The following is a 21,606-nucleotide window of genomic DNA, read 5'->3' as shown; positions in this document are numbered from 1 at the left end:
CGCCGAGGGCACCGCGCACGAGATCGAGCACGGACACGGTGTCGAGGCGCTGACCCGGCTGCAGACCGCCGACCTCGGCCCGGTGGCGACGCGATACGTGCGAGAGCGCTTCGGCCACTTCGACTTCGACGGCATCGCCGTGCGCAACGCGGACCTGACGTTTGATCGGGAGCTGCGCCTCGAGGTCGGCGGGCGGCGGGTCGACGTGTACAACTTGGGTCCGGCGCACACCGCCGCCGATTCGGTCGTGCACGTGCCCGAGGCCGGTGTGCTGTTCGGCGGAGACTTGTTGTTCGTCGGCTGCACGCCGATCGTGTGGGCCGGCCCGATCGCGAACTGGATTGCCGCGTGCGACACCATGATCGCCTTGGACGCGCCCACCGTGGTCCCCGGCCACGGCCCGGTCACCGATCCCGACGGAATACGGGCTGTCCGAGGTTATTTCGTACATCTTTGCGAGCAAGTCGACGCCGCATACCGCCAGGGGTTGTCGTTCGTGGAAGCGGTGGACGCGATCGATCTCGGTGAATACGCGACCTGGCTGGACGCCGAGCGGGTCGTCGTCAACGTGCACCAGCGCTACCGCGAACTCGATCCCGACACCCCTCAGCCGGAGCTGTACGAACTGCTGGTGCTGCAGGCCGAGTGGTTGGCGCGTCGCAGCTGACGCGTTCCGTCACTGGCGGGCCGGGTCGCTGGTAATCGCCGCAGTCGCTTACCGTGCCGGTATGGCCTCAGACAACGACGCAGTGGGGTTCGAAGCTCTCGACGACGACATGGCCCTGATCACCTTGAACAGACCGCAAGTGTTGAACGCCATCGACGGATCGCTGATCCGGGGGATGGACGACGCCCTGGACACCTTGACCGCGGGCGCCTTCCGCGCCGCCATCCTGACCGGAGCCGGCCGGGGCTTTTGCGCGGGCGCCGACCTGAGTGGGACCGGCGCGGCCTGGGTCGACACCAAGCCGCATACCCCGGCGTTCAAAACCACCTACGACGCCCAAGTCCGGTTGGCCGACCTGTACGTCCGCCTCTACGAGCTGCCCATCCCGGTGATCGCGGCGGTCAACGGCGTCGCAGTCGGCGGCGGACTGGCGTTCGCGTTGCACTGTGACATCCGGATCGCGTCGCAGAACGCCAGATTCGGATCGGTGTTCATCAAGGCCGGTTACTCGTCGATGGATATGGGCACCAGTTATCTGCTGCCCAAGATCGTCGGCGCGGGTGTGGCGCGCGAGTTGATGCTGACCGGCCGCATCATCGACGCGGTCGAGTCCTATCGGATCAACCTGGTGCACGAGGTGGTGGCGGCCGAGGACTTGCTCGCTGCCGCGCGCGCCAAGGCGCGAGAGATCGCCGACAACAACGCTTTTGGCGTGTGGCAGACCAAGATCGGTCTCAACGCGGCGCTCGACGCGCCGAGCCTGCGGCATGCCATCGAAATCGAGAACCGCACTCAGATACTCACCGGGTTCACCAACAATCCGACGGAGGCCGCTCGGGCGCATCGGGAAAAACGCCCCCCTGTGTGGGATCGGTTGTGACGGCGCCGCTCCAGCGTGCGCTGGCGGCGGCGAGTGTGCACTGGTGGCGGGAACGGCCGTGAAATCTCGCCTACGAGTGACATTGGGAACCCAGAACGCACACCGGCCCGCGCGCTTACACCTTGGCGATCACCTTCTCGGCGAACATCTCCAAGTTGCGGATCTTGGTCTCCAGCGGCTCGGTGTCCTGGCCCATGATGTAGGGAATGCGGAAGCCGACGACGACGTCGGTGACGCCCTTGTCCTCTAGCCGCTTGACGCCGTCGACGGTGAATCCGTCCACCGAGATGACGTGGATCTCGAATGGCCCGGTCTTGCCCTCTTCCTCGCGAAGTTGCTTGAGCCGCGCGATGAGCCGGTCGAGTTCCTCCGGATCGCCGCCGCCGTGCATCCAGCCGTCATGACGCGCCGCGCGTCGCAGCGCGGCCTCCGCGTGGCCGCCGATCAGAACCGGGATCGGCGCGCTGGGAGCCGGGGTCATCTTCGTCTTGGGGATGTCATAGAACTCGCCATGGAATTCGAAATATTCTCCGGTGGTGAGGCCTTTGATGATCTCGATGCATTCGTCGATTCGCTTGCCGCGCTTGGCGAACGGCACACCCAGCAGCTCGTAGTCCTCCGGCCACGGGCTGGTGCCCACGCCGAAGCCCACCCGATTGCCGATCAGCGCGGCCAGCGATCCGACTTGCTTGGCCACCAGGGCCGGAGGCCTGATGGGCAGCTTGAGAACGAAGAAGTTGAACCGCAACGTCGTCGTCACCGCACCCAAAGCTGCTGTCAGGACGAATGTTTCGATGAACGCCTTGCCGTCGAGGAACTCTCGATTGCCGTCGGGCGTGTACGGATACTTCGAATCTGACTCGAACGGATAGGCGATGCTGTCGGGAATCGTCATGCCGTGATAGCCGGCCGCCTCGGCCGCTTTGGCCAGCGGAAGGTAGTAGCGGAAATCGGTCATCGCCTCGGCGTAGCTGAACCGCACCGCTTGAGACTACAGCTGGTTCTCCGGTCCGATCACGGCCCAGACGGTTTTGCCCGACGCGGTGGGTGTGCTGCCCCAGGCTCGCGACAACGCTTCGACGATGGCCAAGCCCGAAACATCGATGCCCTTGGCCGGAGACGCCAACCGCACGGCGGGCGCGGTGCTGGCGTCCGCGACCGCGATGGTGGCGGTCGGTCCGTCGCATTCGATGCGCATCACCGGCTCGCTGCCGGTGTGCTCGAGCACGTTCTCGATGAATACGTTGACCACTACCAGCGCGACCGGGATCAAGCCGGGCTTGGACCACGAAGTGAGCCACTCGCGGACCAACTGGCGCGATTCGCGCAAGCTGGTCAGGTTGGCCGGCAGCTTGGCTTGGGCGTGCCGAACTTTCCGCCGGGAGAGCCGGTCGACGGCTTTGACCGCCGCCTTTTCGGTCGGGTAGACGGGCATGAAGCGGGCAACGCCCTTGGCGGTGATGGCCTCGCGCGCCGCGCGGTTGCCGCTGACCAACATGATCGGCACGTCGGGGCGGGTGTCGACGTGCCAGCGGGCACCTAGCAGCACCAGCCACGCCGTGTCGTCGGGGACCTGCAGCGAGCTGACGTCGACGACGACGGCCGTTGGCAGGTCCACGGTCGCCTTCATGACGCTGTCGCGCAGTTCGGCGGAGTTGTCGGGGTCCAGCGCACCTTCGGCGGTCAGCAACACCACCGAGTCCTCGGTGCGGGTGGAAAGGGCGAGCGAACTGGTCGGCTTGGCCACAGCGGTCACCTTCGCCGCCTTCGCGCGGGCGGGGACCCGAGCCCGAGCCTGCGCTGCAGCCCGTCGATTCGGCGTGTCAGGTCCATCTTGTCGTTCGGAAGTTGCATCTCCCGCTCCTCGACTTCTGCCGGCACTGCCTCACCGTTGCCGCTCTCATCGGCGGCGGAAATACCTATCTTGGGGGAATCGCCCTGTTTAGTCGAGCGGCCCGCGCACGGCGCACAGTCATGTCAGTCCTGTCGCCTGCCCTCGAGCGCGCCATCTCGGGGTGATACCCACTTCGAGCGCGAGGTCAACCTCCGGCACGGCCCAAGCGGTGATCAGCAAACTTCACCGAGCGCGACCGGTCGGTCAGGGCGCGTAGGGCGGCGCTCCCACTCCGGCCACCGAATGGGTGCCCCACGGTGTCTCTTCGACGATCCGGGCCGGCGCACTGCGCTCACCGACCGACAGGGTGGCCGCCCGGGTTTTCTTGAGCGACTCGGCCGGCAAGCGGTCGAAAACGGTGCCTTGCCAGTGGTAACAGCCGTCGACCGGGTCGAGTCGGCCGGTCAGGCGCACGCGCACCGGATGGGGGTTTCCGGCTAGCTCGAGGGTGGCTGCGCCGTCGTAAGTGTCGTCGAACTCTGGGGCGCTGGCGGAAAGGTCGAACGCGGTCATTGGCGCGGGTGGCCAAGCCGGACCGAGTTGGGCGCGCTCGTTGAACACCTGCTGGCTGCTGCGGCGTACTTCGAGGCGAGTGCTGGTTGTGCGCGTCATGAGCTTTATGCAGTCCACGACATAACGCGCCTGCGCTTTGCGATCTGGGCCGGTGACGAAGAAGTAGTTGGGGAAGCCGTGCACCGCCACCCCGAAAAACGGTTCCATGCCGTCGCACCACGCCTGTTCCAACTTCAAGCCGCACGCACCCGACAGTGAACTTCCCGCGGGCACGCGGTACCCCGTGCCGTAGATGATGGCGTCGGCGCGGTGCTCGACGCCGTCGAGGGTACGAACGCCCGAAGGGATGACTGCCTCGATCAGCGAGCCCACCAACATTGGGCCAGTCGGCCGCCGGGCCGAAGCGCTGCGCGGGAGCATTCGGCGTTTGACGCGAGTGGACCAGGACGGCATATCGGCGACGAACCGGCGCGGCGGGTGAGCGAAGACGGTCACCGAGGCGGCCGACCTGGCCAGTGTGCCGATGTGGTGAGCGGCGGCCGAATCGGTGCCCAGGACCGCTAGGTGTTTGCCGGTCGGGTCGAAATCGGGGCTGATCGCCGCTGCGTGCAACTGCTCACCGTGAAACGTGTTGCGGCCGGGGAGATTCGGTATCCACGGCGGAATCTCGGCGGCGGCGATGACGACGTCGGTCCGCACCTCACCCTCTGCCGTGGCGAGTAGCCAGGTGTCGGTGTCGTCATCGAACACCGAGCGGGTCACGCCCTTGTCCAACACGGTGAACCCGGTGAAGCCGGCGGCCAGCAGCGCCTCGCCCGCGTCGGTGGCATCGCCGACGACGACAATGCGCGGCTGACCCAGGCCGCGCGCCGGTGTCATAGAAACCTGCTGCGCTTCCAGCCGCGACGCGCGATCGGACCCAACAGACCAACCTCGGTCAGGAACGCCGCCAACGGCGCGAACCCGGCCACCTGCGTGTCGCGTCGGTGCGGGCTGGTGCGAGCGAGCTGGCGTGCACGCTTGGGGTCCAGACCGGCGCGGGCGTACGGGATCGGGTTGCTGAACAGATAGTTGAAGAAGTAGCCGCCGAGGCCGTTGATGTTGGCCATGAACCACCGGTTGAGCCGCGGCATCTCGGCAACGCGCTTGCGGGCGCCGTCGCGCGCGAATTGGATGTGGCGAGCTTCCTCGGTGACGTGAATTCGCATCAGCCGCTGAATCATTGGTTGCAGCTCGGGATCATCCATCATTTGGCGTTGCAGGGAGTCGAAGATTTCCTCGCCGATGAGAGCCGCCACCCACAGCATCGAACCGCGCTGGAACGCCAACGGGAGCGCGTTGATGATCATCCGGTGCAACCGCTTCGGGCGGACCGGCTTGGCGCCGACGCGCTCGATGGCCTTACCGAACATGACCATGTGCCGGGTCTCGTCACCGAGTTCGGTCAACTTGTAATGCGTCGACCGACTCGTCGGGTCCTCGTGCAGGATCGTCCGCAACAGGGCCTGGTTGAGCATGTTCTCGAACCAGATGCCCGCCGAGAGCGTGTTCACCAGTTCCTGGCGGGACAACTCGATCTGCTGCTCGCGTGTCATCTCGGCCCACATCGGGGTGTCATACAGGGACACCAGCCGCGGCGGCAGGAAGAACTTGTCCGGATCCAGTGGAGCGTCCCAATCGATGTCGACGACGGGCGCATAAGACTTCTTGACCGAGCCCTTGAGCAGGCGATCGGAAAACTCTTCCCGACTCGGCCCGCCCGGCCGCACCGCAGTGGTCATCGCTGGCGTCCCTTCAACAGTTAGGGAAATCACACTCGAGGCAATACTCATGGTATCCAGTACCGGCGGTCCCGCATAGGGATTTGATGATCCCAATTAGGTTGAGCGGCATGACTCGGCACATTCACGTCATCGGAATCGGCGCAGGCGATCCCGACTACGTGACCGTCCAGGCGATCGAGGCACTCAACGACACGCAGGTGTTCTTCGCGATGGACAAAGGGGAGGCCAAAAGTGACCTGGTGGCGTTACGTCAGCAGATCTGCGCACGGTTCATCCGGGAGCCGGGATACCGGTTCGTCGAGTTGGTCGACCCGCAACGGTCCTCGGGCGGCGACTACCAGCAAGCGGTGTCGGACTGGCACGCCGCTCGAGCCCGGATCTGGGCCTCGGCCATCGCCACCGAACTCGGACCTGACGGCGTCGGTTCCTTCCTGGCCTGGGGTGACCCGTCGCTCTACGACAGCACGCTGCGCATCCTGGCCGCGGTGCGCGCCGAGGTCGACTTCACCTACGACGTGATCCCGGGAATCACCGCGGTGCAAGCGCTGACCGCACGCCACCGCATCCCGCTGAACGAGGTGGGTGAACCGGTGTTGATCACCACCGGCAGACAACTGCGCGCCTACGGCGTATCCGGATCGGCGGTGGTGATGCTCGACGGCGACTGCTCGTTTCAAGCTTGCCCGCCCGAGACGAAGATCTGGTGGGGTGCCTATCTGGGGACCGACGACGAGTTGCTGGTGTCCGGCACGGTCGGTGAAGTAGGCGCGCGCATCACTGCGCTGCGCGCCGAGGCGCGCGACCGGCACGGCTGGATTATGGATACCTATTTGCTGCGTACGCCGCCGTGAGAATGGCGGCCGGTTTGCGGAGGAGCTGTTCGGAAAACTTGTGCATGAACTGGGGCCGACTGCGGGATAGACTTCTCCTCGCTACAGAAGTCACTCGCGGTAGTAGGGGCCTATCGCACAACGGAGGTTCCGAATGTCGTGGATGAACGCAGTCCCCGAGTACGTGTCGGCCGCGGCCAACGATCTGGCCAGTATCGGCTCGACCATCACCGCGGCTAACTCGTCGGCCGCGTTTCCCACCAGTTCGGTGGTGGCCCCGGGCGACGACGAGGTTTCGGCGGTCATCGCGGCGTTGTTCGGCGCGCACGCGCAGGCCTACCAGGTGCTCAGCGCCCAGGCGGCATCGTTCCATCAGCAGTTCGTCCAGCTGATGACCGCCGGTGCGGCCCAATACGCCGCCGCGGAAGCCCGCAACACGCTGCCCCTGCAATAGGCCGCTCTGGCCGCCCCGCGCCCGGATCGGCAGACTGAATAGGTGCCCGAACTCCCCGAGGTCGAAGCGCTGGTCGACCACCTGCGGCGACATGCCGTCGGTCTGACCATCGGCCGCGTCGACGTCACCGCACTGTCGGTGCTCAAGACCTTCGATCCGCCGATCAACGTCTTGCACGGCCAAGCCGTCGTGGCGGCGCAACGGTGGGGCAAATATCTGGGCTTGCAGGCCGGAGAGCTGTGGCTGATCGCCCATCTGTCCCGGGCGGGTTGGCTGCGCTGGTCGGACAAGCTGGCGGCCGCGCCGCTGCGGCCGGGCAAGGGACCGATCGCGTTGCGCGTACACCTCGGCACGCCGGGCGAGGCGCCCGGATTCGACCTCACCGAAGCCGGGACGCAGAAGCGGCTGGCGGTATGGCTGGTAGCCGATCCACAGCAGGTTCCCGGTATCGCCGCGCTCGGCCCTGACGCGCTGGATCTGAGCGCTGACGACCTCAAGGACGTGTTGGCCGGCAACAGCGGGCGCATCAAAACCGTCATCACCGACCAGAAGGTGATCGCCGGTATCGGAAATGCCTACAGCGACGAGATCTTGCACGTCGCCCGGATATCCCCGTTCGCCACCGCGGGCAAGCTCACCGAGAAGCAGTTGCTGACCCTGCACGACGCGATGATCACGGTGCTCACCGATGCGGTCAGCCGGTCCGTCGGCCAGGGCGCCGCGACGCTGAAAGGAGAAAAGCGTTCCGGGCTGCGGGTGCACGCCCGCACCGGCCTGCCCTGTCCGGTGTGCGGGGACACCGTGCGCGAAGTGTCGTTCGCTGACAAGTCCTTTCAGTACTGCCCGACCTGCCAGACCGGCGGCAAGGTGCTCGCCGACCGGCGCATGTCGCGGCTGCTCAAGTAGTCGATATGCTGCCCGGGTGACCCGCCAGAGAATCCTCATCACCGGCGCGAGCTCCGGCCTGGGCGCCGGCATGGCCCGGGCTTTTGCCGCAAAAGACCGCGACCTGGCGCTGTGCGCCCGCCGAACCGACCGGCTCGAAGAGCTCAAAGCCGAACTGAATCAACAGTATCCGTCGATCAAGATCGCGATAGCCGCGCTGGACGTCAACGATCACGAGCAAGTGCCGAAGGTATTCGCCGAACTGCGCGATGAACTCGGCGGCATTGATCGCATCATCGTCAACGCCGGCATCGGCAAGGGCGCCCGGTTGGGCTCCGGCAAGCTGTGGGCCAACAAAGCCACCATCGAAACCAATCTGGTGTCCGCCCTCGTCCAAATCGAAGCCGCGCTGGAAATGTTCCACAACAGTGGTTCTGGACACTTGGTGCTCATCTCCTCGGTGCTCGGCAACAAGGGCGTGCCGGGCGTCAAAGCCGCTTATGCGGCAAGCAAAGCCGGTCTGAGCTCACTGGGTCAGTCGCTGCGCGCCGAATACGCCAAGGGCCCCATCAAGGTGTCGTCGATCGAACCGGGGTACATCGAGTCTGAAATGACCGCGAAGACCGCCAACACAATGTTGATGGTGGACAACGAAACTGGCGTCAAGGCACTCGTCGAGGCCATCGAGCGCGAACCGGGCCGGGCCGTGGTCCCGTGGTGGCCGTGGGCGCCGCTGGTGCAACTCGTGCGGGTACTGCCGCCGCAGCTGACCAAGCGGTTTTCCTAGGAGCGGCAGCCTTCCCGGCGTTGCAGCTGCGGATGCTTGCGGCCGTCAATGCTCAACTGGCGCGGCCTCGTTCACTGCGGTAACGGCGCACCAGCGCGTCGGTCGAGCTATCCGACTGCTGCTCGGGCGGGCCGTCGCTGGTGATCACCGGCAGCAACGCCTTGGCCTGGGTCTTGCCCAGCTCCACACCCCACTGGTCGAACGAGTCGATGCCCCAGATGACGCCTTCGGTGAACACCTGGTGCTCGTAGAGGGCGACCAACTGCCCGAGCACCGATGGGGTGAGCCGGTTGGCCAGAATAGAAGTGGTGGGCCGGTTTCCAGGCATCACCTTGTGCGGCACAACGTCTTCGGGCGTGTCCTCGGCGGCGATTTCCTCGGCGGTCTTGCCGAACGCGAGCACCTGGGTCTGGGCGAAGAAGTTGCTCATCAACAGGTCGTGCATGCTGCCGGTGCCCTCCGCGGTCGGCAGGTCGTCGAGCGGTTGACTGAACGCGATGAAATCGGCTGGCACCAAACGCGTTCCCTGATGCAGCAGTTGGTAGAAGGCGTGCTGGCCGTTGGTTCCTGGTTCCCCCCAGAAGATTTCGCCGGTGTCGGTGACGACCGGGGAGCCGTCGGCGCGGGTGGATTTGCCGTTGGATTCCATGGTCAGCTGCTGCAGATAGGCGGCGAAGCGGGCCAAGTCGTTGGAATACGGCAGCACCGCACGCGACTGCGCATCGAAGAAGTTGGAATACCACAGCCCGATGAGCCCAAGCAGCACAGGCGCGTTGGATTCCAGCGGGGTGTTCTTGAAATGTTCGTCGACGATGTGGAAGCCGGAGAGGAAGTCGGCGAACGCTTCCCGGCCGATGACCGCCATCACCGAAAGCCCGATCGCGCTATCCACCGAGTACCGCCCGCCGACCCAGTCCCAGAACCCGAACATGTTGTCGGTGTTGATGCCGAACTCGTCGACCAGCCGCTTGTTGGTGGAGACCGCGACGAAGTGCTTGGCCACCGCGGCCTCGCCCAGTGCGTCGGTCAGCCAGCGGCGCGCCGCCGTCGCGTTGGTCAACGTCTCCAGCGTCGAGAACGTCTTGGATGCGACGATGAAAAGTGTTGTGGCGGGCTCCAAGTCGGCCAGTGTGGCGACCAGGTCGGCGGGGTCGACGTTGGAGACGAAGCGCGCCGAGATGCCGGCGTCGGCGTAGTGACGCAGCGCCTGGTACACCATCACCGGACCCAGGTCTGAACCGCCGATGCCGATGTTGACGACCGTCTTGATGCGCTCTCCGGTCGCGCCGGTCCAGTCACCGCTGCGTACCCGATCGGTGAAGTCACCCATCGCATCGAGTACCTCGTGCACTTCCTTGACGACGTTGGTCCCGTCGACGTCCAGCTGCACGTCCCGCGGCAGCCGCAGCGCGGTGTGCAGCACGGCGCGGTCCTCGGAGGTGTTGATGTGCTCGCCGGCGAACATGGCGTCGCGGTGCTGCTCGAGGTTGGCCGCCCGGGCCAGATCGACGAGCAGCCCGATGGTCTCGCGGGTGATCCGGTGCTTGCTGTAGTCGATGTAGAGGTCGCCGACGGTGAGGGTGAGCTCGCGTCCGCGCTCGGGGTCGTCGTCGAAGAGCTGGCGAAGATGGGTTTCGCCGATCTGCTCGTGATGCCTGCGCAGGGCGTCCCACGCCGGGGTGGCGGTGATGTCGGGGATTGATTGCACGGAGGTCATGGTTCGACCCTAAACCTGCGGCGGCGGGTCGGCTCGGGGCGTGGGTCCCGCGCTGCGCTGGGTCAGTGGCCGAGCCGGCCGCGACCCAACCGCAGCAGCAGCATCGCCAGATCCTTGCCCTCGGGGCCCAACTCGCTGTAGCGCTCGATGACCTTCATCTCTCGGCTGTGCACCAAGCGGGTGCCGCCGGAAGCCATCCGCACCTTGCCGATGGCCCGCGATACTTCCGCGCGCCGTTTGACCGCCGCCAGAATCTCGGCATCCAACCGGTCGATCTCGGCACGCAATTCGTCGATGCCGAGCTGTTGGCCTTCGAGCGTTTCGGTGTTCATCTCTGTCAACTCCGCCTTCTCGTGATGTGGGGTGTCTGGTCTCATCCGGTTCGGGCCTCACAACAGAGACGAGCCCCGAATCCCTGACGCGGACCACGGGGCTCTGCGAAAGCAGCTAAGCCACGGGCACCGCTGGCGGGTACCCGTAGAAAAATCGGAGCTGCGTGTTGAGCACGAGACGAGTGTGCCACCGAGGGCTGGGCCCGCGCAAAAAAGTCGGAGAATCGGCCCAGCTGGAAGGGAAGAATTCGGGCAGATCGGGCACCATCTCGTCTGAAGCCGCACGTGGCGGCTGGGACGGGCAACGAGGTCGGCACGACGCGGCGGCCAACCCGGCCAACCGCGGCCGACTCGTCGGTGCGCGGCGGTAAGTTTGGACAGACATGAGTGTGCACGCAACCGAAGCCAGGCCCGATGCGGATCAACTGCTCGAGGGCCTCAACCCACAACAGCGCCAGGCGGTCGTCCATCAAGGGTCGCCGCTGCTGATCGTCGCCGGTGCTGGGTCGGGCAAGACGGCGGTGCTCACCCGCCGCATCGCCTATCTGATCGCGGCCCGGGGAGTGGGTGTCGGCCAGATCCTGGCCATCACCTTCACCAACAAGGCCGCCGCCGAGATGCGCGAACGCGTGGTGGGCTTGGTCGGCAACCGCGCCCGCTACATGTGGGTGTCGACGTTTCACTCCAGCTGCGTGCGCATCCTGCGTAACCAGGCGTCGCTGATCGAGGGCCTCAACTCCAACTTCTCGATTTATGACGCCGACGACTCCCGGCGCCTGCTGCAGATGATCGGCCGGGACATGGGCCTGGACATCAAGCGGTTCTCCCCACGGCTGCTGGCCAACGCCATCTCCAACCTGAAGAACGAGCTGATCGACCCGCACCGGGCGCTGGCCGACTTGACCGACGACTCCGACGAGTTGGCCCGCACGGTGGCAACCGTCTACGCCGAATACCAGCGCAGGTTGCGGGCGGCCAACGCGCTGGACTTCGACGACCTGATCGGCGAAACCGTTGCGGTGTTGCAGAACTTCCCGGAGATTGCCCAGTACTACCGGCGGCGCTTCCGACATGTGCTGGTCGACGAATACCAGGACACCAACCATGCTCAGTACGTCTTGGTGCGCGAGTTGGTGGGCCACGGCGACCGCGACTCCGACGATGACGTCCCGCCGGCCGAACTGTGCGTCGTGGGTGACGCCGATCAGTCGATCTACGCCTTCCGCGGCGCCACCATCCGCAACATCGAAGACTTCGAACGCGACTACCCGGACGCCACAACGATTCTGCTGGAGCAGAACTATCGGTCGACGCAGAACATCCTGTCCGCCGCCAACTCCGTCATCGCCCGCAACGCCGGGCGTCGCGAGAAGCGATTGTGGACCGATGCCGGCAAGGGTGAACTGATCGTCGGCTATGTCGCCGACAACGAGCACGACGAGGCCAGGTTCGTCGCCGAGGAAATAGACGCCCTGGCCGAGCGCGGTGAGATCACCTACAACGACGTCGCCGTCTTCTACCGCACCAACAACTCGTCGCGGTCGCTGGAAGAAGTGTTCATCCGGGCCGGCATCCCGTACAAAGTCGTTGGCGGAGTGCGCTTCTACGAGCGCAAGGAGATCCGCGACATCGTCGCCTACCTGCGCGTGCTGGACAATCCCGGCGACGCGGTCAGCATGCGGCGCATCCTGAACACCCCGCGCCGCGGCATCGGCGATCGCGCCGAGGCCTGCGTGGCGGTGTACGCCGAGAACACCGGCGCCAGCTTCGCCGACGCGCTGCAGGCCGCGGCCGACGGCAAAGTGCCGATGCTCAACAGCCGCGCCGAAAAGGCGATTGCCGGCTTCGTCGAGATACTCGACGAGCTGCGCGGCCGCCTCGACGACGACCTCGGTGAACTGGTCGAGGCGGTGCTCGAACGCAGCGGCTACCGCAGAGAACTGGAGTCGTCCACCGATCCGCAGGAACTGGCGCGACTGGACAACCTCAATGAATTGGTCAGCGTCGCACACGAATTCAGCACCGACCAGGCCAACATCGCCGCGGCGCTCGCCGAGACGCAGGATGCGCCGGTCGACGAGGACGTTCCCGACACCGGCACCCTGGCCGCCTTCCTGGAGCGGGTGTCGTTGGTCGCCGACACCGACGACATTCCCGAGCACGGCTCCGGCGTGGTGACACTGATGACGTTGCACACAGCCAAAGGGCTCGAATTTCCCGTCGTGTTCGTTACCGGCTGGGAAGACGGAATGTTTCCTCATATGCGCGCGCTCGACGACCCGATGGAGCTTTCCGAGGAGCGCCGGCTGGCCTATGTCGGCATCACCCGCGCGCGCCAACGTCTGTACCTGACCCGGGCCATTGTGCGCTCCTCTTGGGGACAGCCCATGCTCAACCCGGAATCCCGTTTCCTCACGGAGATCCCGCAAGAACTGATCGACTGGCGGCGGACCGCGCCTAGGCCCTCGTTCAGCGCGCCGGTCAGCGGCGCCGGGCGGTTCGGCACCCCGCGGGTGTCCCCGACGCGCTCGGGTGCGAGCAAGCGGCCGATGTTAGTGCTGCAGCCCGGTGATCGGGTGACCCACGACAAGTACGGGCTGGGCCGCGTCGAGGAAGTGTCCGGTGTGGGGGAATCTGCGATGTCGCTGATCGACTTCGGCAGCGCTGGGCGAGTGAAGTTGATGCACAACCACGCCCCGGTCAGCAAGCTCTGAGGGTGTGCTCAAGGCCTCCAGTGAGCGCCGAGGGCGGCGACACGCCGGGCGAACCCGCCGCAGCGACACACTCACAACCTCAGCAGCACAACCGATCTACTGCAGTGCCCAGCGTCCGGTCTGCGGGTGCAACGCCAACACCACACTGGCGATCGGCAACACCGGCAGCAGGTACACCAGCCACGCCACATGCGCACCCGCGATGAAAATCCCGCCGTAGGTCAGCAGCGCCACCACTGCGCCCGCCACGATCAGATAGCGCCCGAGTGCGCGGTGCAGCAACACCATGATCACCCCCGCGATGGTCGCGATCGCGAAGACCAGGGCGAGGAATCCGACTGCCACACAGAACAATCGGTCGCTGCTCCACCACCCGGCGATCAGGTCGGTGGCCACCACTGAGGTGCTCCAGCCGCTGACGATGCTGACCGCGCAGGTGGCGACGGCCGTGGCGGCGCGTGGTTCGTCGTGCAGCACGCTGGGTAGGGGCGGCAGCGGAGGCACCCGCGTGGTCGCCGCCATATCGGTTGCGCGAGTTGGCATTTGAGTTGTCGCGCTATCGGCGATCGGCGGTAGCGGTCCAGTCGGTGCGCGCCGAATGATGCGGGTCCGGGCTTCCGAAGGAGCCGCGGGCTCAGGGTTGTTCTCGCGCGCAGGAGGGTCGTTCGGCGCGCTCACCGCTCAACCGGCGTAGTTGCCAACGCTGAGTCCCCGCTTGGCGAGCCAGGGCACGGGGTCGATGCGCTCGGTGCCGTTCAACAGCACCTCGAAGTGCAAGTGCGGGCCGGTGGAAAAGCCCCGGTTACCCATGGTGGCGATCTGGTCGCCGGCCATCACGCGCTGCCCGACACTGACCAGGGTGGTGTTGACGTGGCCGTACAGCGTGACGGTGCCGTCGGCGTGCTGCAGTTTGACCCACATGCCGTAGCCGGCCGTCGGGCCCGCGTCGATCACGACACCGTCGGACACCGCGTAGATCGGGGTTCCGATCGAGTTGGCCAGGTCGATGCCGGCGTGCAGCACGCCCCAGCGGTACCCGAAGTTGGAGGTGTAGATGCCTTTGGTCGGCATGACGTACAGCGGCTGCTGCAGTCGCGCCTCCCGTTGTGCGCGCTCCTCGGCAAAGGCGTTGCCGCGGGCGAGTTCTTCGTTGTGGATCGCGACGTCGGCCGCGGGGTGCGCGGCGACGATCTGCACACCGCGCGGTTCGTTACTCGCCGATCCGCCGTTGAGCGACGACGCGTTCGCGGTGAGCACGGTCTCGATCTTGGGAGCCTCGGAATGCTCGGTCGCGGTGTGCACTGCGGCGGCCGCCGCGCCCGCGGCCATCGACGAGATGAGCAGCCGTCCCTTGGCCGCGCTGGTCGGCTGCTTGCGGTGTTGGCCGCCGCGCCGGGGGATCGCGATGACGTCCACGAGCGACCGACCCGGACCCCTGTCCAGGTCGAAGTCGGTGTCGAAGTCGTCGAAATCGTAGTCGTCGAAGTCGGATTCGACCGCGACGATCGGCAAGACCTCGGTGGGCGCCTCGAGGGTCAGCGGTGTGGGATCGTCGGCGGCGCTGAGGTCGTCGAGTTCCGGAGCCCGCAGAACCTGCGCTTCGATGTCGAACTCGGAATCCCCGAAGTCGAGCTCGTCGAGCTCAGTGAGCTCTAGCTGGTCGAGTTCGTCGAACCCATCCAGCGGAATGATCTCGGTGACTTCATTTCGGGGAGGGTTCAGCCAACGATCGCGGGTAGCGCGAGCCGCTTCAACAGCGACAGACCGGGCGAATCGGTGCTGGGACAACCTTTAATGTCCTCGAATCGTGACCATAACGTTATCTGGACCCTGAGACGGTATCCGCAAAGCAACAAGCCTGGCAACCTAAGTTCATCGATCTAACCGCGATTGTGATTTCTATCACCTGTCTGGCTGGTTGGTCGGTCGGTGACCTGCACCACACGCATGGATGCGCGCGCAAAGGCCATTTTGCATGTCGATACAGTTCGTCCGTGCGAGTGGCTGAACGAAGCACCGCCTCCCTATAGGCCTGCAGTAATCCCGAGCGAAGACAGTGAGCCCATGGATCTTTTCGAGTATCAAGCCAAGGAATTATTCGCCAAGTACGGCGTGCCCGGCAATCAGGGTCGGGTCACCGACAGCGCCGAGGACGCGAAGGCGATCGCCACCGAGATCGGTCGTCCGGTGATGGTCAAGGCTCAGGTCAAGACGGGTGGGCGCGGCAAGGCCGGCGGTGTGAAGTACGCGGCCACCCCCGACGACGCCTACGAGCACGCCAAGAACATCCTGGGCCTGGACATCAAAGGCCACATCGTCAAGAAGCTGTTGGTCGCCGAAGCCAGCGACATCGCCGAGGAGTACTACCTTTCTTTCCTGCTGGACCGGGCCAACCGCACGTACCTGGCGATGTGCTCGGTCGAGGGCGGCATGGAGATCGAAGAGGTGGCCGCCACCAAACCCGATCGGTTGGCCAAGGTTCCGGTCGACGCGGTCAAGGGTGTCGACCTGGAGTTCGCGCGATCCATCGCCGAGCAGGGGCACCTGCCGGCCGAGGTGCTCGACGCCGCCGCGGTGACCATCCAGAAGCTGTGGGAGGTGTTCACCGGTGAGGACGCCACCTTGGTGGAGGTCAACCCGCTGGTGCGCACGCCCGACGACAAGATCCTGGCGCTGGACGGCAAGGTCACTTTGGACGCCAACGCCGACTTCCGCCAACCCGGACACGTCGCGTTCGAGGACCGGGCGTCCACCGACCCGTTGGAACTCAAAGCCAAGGAACACGACCTCAACTACGTCAAGCTCGACGGCCAGGTCGGGATCATCGGTAACGGCGCCGGCCTGGTGATGTCGACGCTGGACGTCGTCGCCTACGCCGGCGAGAAGCACGGCGGAGTCAAGCCGGCCAACTTTCTCGACATCGGCGGCGGTGCCTCGGCTGAGGTGATGGCCGCCGGACTGGACGTCATCCTCAATGACACGCAGGTCAAAAGCGTGTTCGTCAACGTCTTCGGCGGCATCACGTCCTGCGACGCCGTCGCCAACGGGATCGTGACCGCCCTCAACATGCTCGGTGATGAAGCCAACAAGCCCCTCGTCGTCCGGCTCGACGGCAACAACGTCGACGAAGGACGCCGCATCCTGGCCCAGGCCAACCACCCGCTGGTGATTCAGGCCGAGACCATGGACGCCGGCGCCGACAAAGCCGCCGAGCTGGCGAATAAGTAGAAAAGGCGAGATGACGCATGTCTATTTTTCTTAACGCGGACTCGAAGGTCATCGTCCAGGGCATCACCGGCGGTGAGGGCACCAAGCACACCGCGCTGATGCTGAAAGCCGGCACTCAGGTGGTGGGCGGAGTGAACGCCCGCAAGGCGGGCACTACCGTCTCCCACGTCGACCCCGTCGGCAAGGACGTCGAATTGCCGGTGTTCGGCACCGTCGCGGAAGCGATCAAAGAGACCGGCGCCAACGTGTCGGTCGTCTTCGTGCCGCCGAAATTCGCCAAAGACGCCATCATCGAAGCCATCGACGCCGAGATCCCGCTGCTGGTCGTCATCACCGAAGGCATCCCGGTGCAGGACAGCGCATATGCGTGGGCCTACAACGTCGACAAAGGACAAAAGACGCGCATCATCGGCCCCAACTGCCCCGGCATCATCACGCCGGGCGAGGCGCTGGCCGGCATCACGCCCGCCAACATCAGCGGCCCGGGCCCGGTCGGACTGGTGTCGAAGTCGGGCACGCTGACCTACCAGATGATGTACGAGCTGCGCGACTTCGGGTTCTCCACCTCGATCGGCATCGGCGGTGACCCGGTGATCGGCACGACGCACATCGACGCCATCGAGGCCTTCGAGAAGGACCCCGACACCAAACTCATCGTGATGATCGGCGAGATCGGCGGTGACGCCGAGGAGCGTGCCGCCGACTTCATCAAGGCCAATGTGACCAAGCCGGTGGTCGGCTACGTCGCGGGATTCACCGCGCCGGAAGGCAAGACGATGGGCCACGCCGGCGCGATCGTCTCCGGATCGTCGGGAACGGCGGCGGCGAAGAAAGAAGCCCTCGAAGCCGCGGGAGTCAAGGTGGGCAAGACGCCCTCGGAGACGGCGGCGCTGGCCCGGGAGATTCTGCAGGGCCTGTAGCGCTTGCGATGAACATCGACCCGCATACACCCGTCGTCGTCGGCGTCGGCCAAGCCGCCGAGCGCATCGACGATCCCGGGTATCGGGCGATGTCCCCGGTCGACCTGGCGGCGGCCGCCGCGCGCGCCGCGGTGCAGGACTGCGACGCCGACTTCGCGACGGTGGCCGCGGCCATCGACACCGTCGCCGGTGTTCGGCAATTCGAGATCTCCGGTCCGGTGGCGACGGCTCCCCTCGGGCGGTCCAACAACTACCCGCGATCGGTGGCCAACCGGCTCGGCGCCAACCCGGCGCGGGCGATCTTGGAGGTGGTCGGCGGTCAGGGCCCGCAGCACTTGATCAACGAGCTGGCCGGGCAGATCGCCGCGGGTCGCTGCGAGGCCGCGCTGATCTTCGGCTCGGACGCGACGTCGACGCTGCGCTACTTCGCGCGCGCCGAGGCCAAACCCGACTTCTCCGAAACCGTCTCAGGTGACCTGGAGGACCGCGGGCAGGGCATCGACGGGCTCATCTCGCGCTACACCGTGGTGCACGGACTCATCGATGCGCCGACGCAATATGGCTTGCTCGAGAATGCCCGACGGGCCGGTACCGGGTTGGGTCCCCAGGATTACCTGCGCCGAATGGGCGAGTTGTTCGCGCCGTTCACCAAGGTCGCCGCCCGCAATCCGTTCGCCGCAGCACCGGTAGAGCGCACGGTCGACGAATTGATCACCGTGACCGAGCGCAACCGGATGATCTCTAATCCCTACCCGCGGCTGATGGTGGCCCGTGACCAGGTCAACCAGGGTGCGGCGGCACTGGTCATGTCGGTCGGGGCCGCACGGCGGCTGGGGGTGCCGTCGGACAAGTGGGTGTTTCTGCACGGGCACGCCGATGTGGAGGAGCAGAGCCTGCTGGAACGCCCCGATCTCGGGCATGCGCCGTCGGCCGTGCTGGCCGCAGCCTCGGCGCTGGAAATGGCCGGCATCGGGGTCGACGACATCGCCACCTTCGACCTGTACAGCTGCTTTCCGGTGCCGGTGTTCAACATCTGCGACGGTCTGGATATCGCGCCCGACGACCCGCGCGGCCTGACGGTGACCGGCGGGCTGCCGTTTTTCGGTGGTGCGGGCAATAACTACTCGATGCACGCCGTCGCCGAGACGGTGGGCCGGGTGCGCCGCGCGCCGGGAGACTTCGGCCTGGTCGGTGCCAACGGCGGCATCCTGAGCAAGTACTCAGTCGGGATTTACTCGACCACCCCGGTGGCATGGCAGCCGGACCGCAACACAGAACTGCAGGGACGCGTCGACAGCGGACCCACCGTGGCGGTGACCGAGAACGCCGACGGACGCGCAACCGTCGAGACTTACACGGTTCGGCGCGACGACGGGCGACCGACCGGCATCATCATCGGCCGGCTCGACGACGGAAGCCGGTTCTTGTCCACCACCGAAGACGACGAGCTGATCGGCTTGCTCACCGACGGCGACCCATTGGGCGCGACCGTGCGAGTGCGCTCATTCGACTACGGCAACCGCTGCTTTCCGGCTTAAACCATGGCGGCGAGCTTGCCGGCCAGCCGCTCCACGTAGGCCGCGACCTCGTCGTCGGATTTGTCCGGTAGGCCGAACAGCACCTCGGTCACGCCCAGATCGGCCCACCGCGCCAACTTCTCGGGGACCGGTTTGAAGTCCAGCGCCACGATCTGCGGGGCGCCGTCCCGGCCCGCGGAAGCCCAGATGTCCTGCAGCATCTTCACCGGCTCGTCGATGTCGAAGTCGCGGGGCGTGGTGATCCAGCCGTCGGCGCTGCGCGCGATCCACTTGAAGTTCTTCTCGGTTCCCGCCGCGCCCACCAGAACCGGGACGTGCGACTGCACCGGCTTGGGGTAGGCCCAGCTCGGTCCGAATTTGACGAACTCGCCGTCGTATTCGGCTTCTTCCTGGGTCCACAGCGCCCGCATCGCCTCGAGGTACTCACGCAGCATGGTGCGGCGGCGCCCCGGCGGAACCCCATGATCGGTCAGCTCATCGGTGTTCCAGCCGAACCCGACTCCGAGGCTGACTCGGCCGCCGGACAGGTGGTCCAGCGTGGCGATGCTCTTGGCCAGCGTGATCGGATCGTGTTCGACGGGCAGCGCCACGGCCGTCGACAACCGCACTCGGGACGTCACCGCGCACGCCGCACCCAGACTCACCCATGGGTCTAGCGTGCGCATGTACCGGTCGTCGGGCAGCGAAGCGTCGCCGGTGGTCGGGTGCGCCGCTTCCCGCTTGACCGGGATATGGGTGTGTTCTGGCACGTAGAACGTGCGGAAGCCATGTTCGTCGGCTAGCTTGGCGGCCGCCGCCGGCGAGATCCCGCGGTCACTGGTGAAGAGAACGAGCCCGTAGTCCATGCCTGAATTAGAACGTGTTCTACCTAGGCCGGGCAAGCGGGTCGCCGAGGGGCTTTCCGTGCTGCCGAGCAATGCCGCTCGACGGCCGGCAGGTCGCCCCCGCACCGGCGGGTGATCGTGCGCTAGCGTGGTTGGTCGAATCCCGCAACAGGTACTACCAGTACGACGTGGCGCCGCGACGGCACCGGAAGCAACAGGAGGAGTCATGACCTACTCGCCCGGTAGTCCCGGATATCCGTCCGGCCAGCCCACCAGTTCCTTCGGAGCGTCCACACCGTCATTCGCCAAAACCGACGATGGACAGAGCAAGCTCCCGTTGTATCTGAACATCGCGGTCGTGGCCCTCGGCTTGGCGGCCTATCTGGCCAGCTTCGGTCCGTTGTTCACGGTGAGCTCCGAACTGGGCTCCGGCGGCGGCGGTGAGGTGTCCGGCGATACTGGACTCGCGGTCACCGGCGCCGTGCTGGCCGCACTGCTGGCCGGGGTAAGCCTGCTGCCCAAGACCAAGGTGTACACCCCGATCGTCGCGGTGCTCAGCGTGCTGGCTCTACTGCTTCTGATCAACGCGATCTTCAACAAGCCCAACGCCTTCTCTTACGGCTGGGCGCTGTGGGTCGTCCTCGTCTTCATCGTCTTCCAAGCGGTCGCGTCGGTAGCCGCGCTGCTACTCGAGGCCGGGGTGATCACGGCGCCGACTCCGCGGCCCAAGTTCGACCCGTACGGCGGTCAGTACGGCCAATACGGTGGCCAGTACGGCCAGTACGGCGGTCAGCAGGGTGGCTACTACGGTCAGCCGGGTGGGCAGCAGCAGTCCGGCGGCCATCAGCAGTCCGGCCAGCAGGCCCCGCAGCAATCGGGCTACGGCTCGCAATACGGCGGATACTCCGGCAACCCGAACCCGTCGTCGGGCGGCTTCAACGCCCAGGCGCAAACCGCGCAGCCGACCCAGCACCAGGGGCCGTCGACCCCGCCCACCGGTTTCCCCAGCTTCAGCCCGCCGCCGCAGGTCAACGCCGGAAGCGGCTCGCAGGGTGGCTCGGCCCCGGTCAACTACTCGAACCAGGGTGGGGGACAGCAGCAGTCCTACGGCCAGGGCCAGCAGCCGTCATCTGGGTCGGCGCCGGTCTAACCGGGCGCTCTCGCGCCTAGCTGGGCACGTGCGCGAAGAGTGACGAGGGTGTCGGCAAGAAGCGGAGACAGTCGAGCAGCGGGCGCTCGCCAGGCGCGGGACCTGGTCCGGGTCGCATTCGCACCCGCCGTGGTGGCGTTGGTCGTCATCGCCGCCATCACCCTGCTGCAGCTGCTGATCGCCAACAGCGACATGACCGGCGCGTTAGGCGCCATCGCCAGCATGTGGCTGGGCGTGCACCAGGTGCCGATCTCGATCGGCGGCCGCGAGCTGGGCGTCATGCCGCTGCTGCCGGTGCTGCTGATGGTGTGGGGCACCGCGCGCACCACCGCACGCGCCACCTCGCCGTACTCGTCGTGGCTGGTGGTGCGGTGGATCTTCGCGTCGGCGCTGGGCGGCCCCTTGCTGATGACGGCGATCGCGCTGGCGGTCATCCACGACGCGTCCTCGGTGCTCACCGAGTTGCAGACCCCGAGCGCCTTGCGGGCC

19 protein-coding genes and 3 pseudogenes are annotated in these 21,606 nt (G+C 66.1%); 13 read left to right on the top strand and 9 right to left on the bottom strand.

Annotation, left to right across the window (positions count from 1 at the left end; all coding sequences use genetic code 11):
- Positions 1–667, top strand: a 667-nt coding sequence (locus A9W95_RS03310) for an MBL fold metallo-hydrolase (RefSeq protein WP_156745974.1), incomplete at its 5' end; no start/stop codon positions are given.
- Between the two features lie 82 nt (positions 668–749).
- A complete protein-coding gene (locus tag A9W95_RS03305) occupies positions 750–1,547 on the top strand; it encodes an enoyl-CoA hydratase/isomerase family protein (protein ID WP_172826541.1) in 798 nt (265 codons plus the stop codon).
- A gap of 115 nt (positions 1,548–1,662) precedes the next feature.
- Here A9W95_RS03305 and A9W95_RS03300 read toward each other — a convergent pair whose 3' ends face one another.
- From A9W95_RS03300 to A9W95_RS03285, 4 genes are all read right to left on the bottom strand, one after another.
- The gene (locus A9W95_RS03300; protein ID WP_067409211.1) at positions 1,663–2,529 is read right to left on the bottom strand and encodes an LLM class flavin-dependent oxidoreductase; all 867 of its coding nucleotides are present in this window, start codon (positions 2,527–2,529) and stop codon (positions 1,663–1,665) included.
- A gap of 9 nt (positions 2,530–2,538) precedes the next feature.
- Entirely contained in the window at positions 2,539–3,303 is a 765-nt protein-coding gene (locus tag A9W95_RS03295) for an STAS domain-containing protein (protein ID WP_067409210.1), read from the bottom strand.
- 342 nt (positions 3,304–3,645) lie between these two features.
- Positions 3,646–4,833, bottom strand: a complete 1,188-nt coding sequence (locus A9W95_RS03290; protein ID WP_082982863.1) for a DUF4873 domain-containing protein — start codon at positions 4,831–4,833, stop codon at positions 3,646–3,648.
- The gene (locus A9W95_RS03285) at positions 4,830–5,735 is read right to left on the bottom strand and encodes a diiron oxygenase (protein ID WP_067409209.1); all 906 of its coding nucleotides are present in this window, start codon (positions 5,733–5,735) and stop codon (positions 4,830–4,832) included. The genes A9W95_RS03290 and A9W95_RS03285 overlap by 4 nt, the downstream gene beginning before the upstream one ends.
- Positions 5,736–5,845: 110 nt before the next feature.
- Here A9W95_RS03285 and cobF point away from each other — a divergent pair, with 110 nt between their 5' ends.
- The 5 genes and pseudogenes from cobF to A9W95_RS03265 all read left to right on the top strand — a co-directional run bounded on the left by cobF (position 5,846) and on the right by A9W95_RS03265 (position 8,694).
- On the top strand, positions 5,846–6,589 hold the full coding sequence (cobF, locus tag A9W95_RS03280) for a precorrin-6A synthase (deacetylating) (RefSeq protein ID WP_067409208.1): 744 nt from the start codon (positions 5,846–5,848) through the stop codon (positions 6,587–6,589).
- Between the two features lie 133 nt (positions 6,590–6,722).
- Positions 6,723–7,019: pseudogene (locus tag A9W95_RS03275) on the top strand (PE family protein); the annotation flags it as partial.
- A 45-nt stretch (positions 7,020–7,064) separates the two neighbouring features.
- Positions 7,065–7,307: pseudogene (locus tag A9W95_RS27645) on the top strand (DNA-formamidopyrimidine glycosylase family protein); the annotation flags it as partial.
- Positions 7,308–7,439: 132 nt separating this feature from the next.
- Positions 7,440–7,928, top strand: coding sequence for a zinc finger domain-containing protein (locus tag A9W95_RS27640; RefSeq protein WP_371328018.1), 489 nt, complete (start codon positions 7,440–7,442; stop codon positions 7,926–7,928).
- A gap of 16 nt (positions 7,929–7,944) precedes the next feature.
- Positions 7,945–8,694 carry an SDR family oxidoreductase gene (locus A9W95_RS03265; RefSeq protein ID WP_067409205.1) on the top strand — a complete coding sequence of 250 codons (750 nt, stop codon included), beginning with the start codon at positions 7,945–7,947 and terminating at the stop codon, positions 8,692–8,694.
- 52 nt (positions 8,695–8,746) lie between these two features.
- Here the strand turns inward: A9W95_RS03265 and pgi are convergent, their stop codons facing one another.
- Both pgi and A9W95_RS03255 read right to left on the bottom strand, forming a co-directional pair.
- On the bottom strand, positions 8,747–10,411 hold the full coding sequence (gene pgi, locus A9W95_RS03260) for a glucose-6-phosphate isomerase (protein WP_067409204.1): 1,665 nt from the start codon (positions 10,409–10,411) through the stop codon (positions 8,747–8,749).
- A gap of 62 nt (positions 10,412–10,473) precedes the next feature.
- Positions 10,474–10,788, bottom strand: a complete 315-nt coding sequence (locus A9W95_RS03255) for a chorismate mutase (RefSeq protein ID WP_082982862.1) — start codon at positions 10,786–10,788, stop codon at positions 10,474–10,476.
- Positions 10,789–11,126: 338 nt separating this feature from the next.
- Between A9W95_RS03255 and pcrA the strand changes: the two genes are divergently transcribed.
- A complete protein-coding gene (pcrA, locus tag A9W95_RS03250; protein WP_067409202.1) occupies positions 11,127–13,457 on the top strand; it encodes a DNA helicase PcrA in 2,331 nt (776 codons plus the stop codon).
- Positions 13,458–13,553: 96 nt separating this feature from the next.
- Here the strand turns inward: pcrA and A9W95_RS03245 are convergent, their stop codons facing one another.
- Both A9W95_RS03245 and A9W95_RS03240 read right to left on the bottom strand, forming a co-directional pair.
- Positions 13,554–14,135, bottom strand: coding sequence for a hypothetical protein (locus A9W95_RS03245; protein WP_067409201.1), 582 nt, complete (start codon positions 14,133–14,135; stop codon positions 13,554–13,556).
- A gap of 3 nt (positions 14,136–14,138) precedes the next feature.
- On the bottom strand, positions 14,139–15,245 hold the full coding sequence (locus tag A9W95_RS03240) for a M23 family metallopeptidase (protein ID WP_067409200.1): 1,107 nt from the start codon (positions 15,243–15,245) through the stop codon (positions 14,139–14,141).
- Between the two features lie 276 nt (positions 15,246–15,521).
- Here A9W95_RS03240 and sucC point away from each other — a divergent pair, with 276 nt between their 5' ends.
- Genes sucC through A9W95_RS03225 form a run of 3 tightly spaced genes read left to right on the top strand, consistent with a single transcriptional unit; the run spans position 15,522 to position 19,143 of the window.
- Complete coding sequence (gene sucC / locus A9W95_RS03235; protein WP_067409199.1) at positions 15,522–16,685, top strand: ADP-forming succinate--CoA ligase subunit beta; 1,164 nt, start codon at positions 15,522–15,524, stop codon at positions 16,683–16,685.
- Between the two features lie 17 nt (positions 16,686–16,702).
- Positions 16,703–17,605, top strand: coding sequence for a succinate--CoA ligase subunit alpha (gene sucD, locus A9W95_RS03230; protein ID WP_067409198.1), 903 nt, complete (start codon positions 16,703–16,705; stop codon positions 17,603–17,605).
- An 8-nt stretch (positions 17,606–17,613) separates the two neighbouring features.
- Positions 17,614–19,143 (top strand): acetyl-CoA acetyltransferase, encoded by a 1,530-nt coding sequence (locus tag A9W95_RS03225; RefSeq protein WP_067409197.1) that lies wholly within the window; start codon positions 17,614–17,616, stop codon positions 19,141–19,143.
- On the opposite strand, the gene A9W95_RS03220 is transcribed toward A9W95_RS03225, so the two are convergent.
- Positions 19,140–19,988: an LLM class F420-dependent oxidoreductase gene (locus A9W95_RS03220; RefSeq protein WP_067409196.1), complete on the bottom strand. Its 849-nt coding sequence runs from the start codon at positions 19,986–19,988 to the stop codon at positions 19,140–19,142. The genes A9W95_RS03225 and A9W95_RS03220 overlap by 4 nt on opposite strands.
- Positions 19,989–20,193: 205 nt before the next feature.
- Between A9W95_RS03220 and A9W95_RS03215 the strand changes: the two genes are divergently transcribed.
- A complete protein-coding gene (locus A9W95_RS03215; protein ID WP_067409195.1) occupies positions 20,194–21,117 on the top strand; it encodes a DUF5336 domain-containing protein in 924 nt (307 codons plus the stop codon).
- A gap of 39 nt (positions 21,118–21,156) precedes the next feature.
- Positions 21,157–21,606, top strand: a pseudogene (locus A9W95_RS03210) (hypothetical protein); the annotation flags it as partial.

This window comes from Mycobacterium sp. 1423905.2 (genome assembly GCF_001673155.1).
Lineage (GTDB): Bacteria > Actinomycetota > Actinomycetes > Mycobacteriales > Mycobacteriaceae > Mycobacterium.
This window is presented reverse-complemented; position numbering and strand designations above follow the sequence as displayed.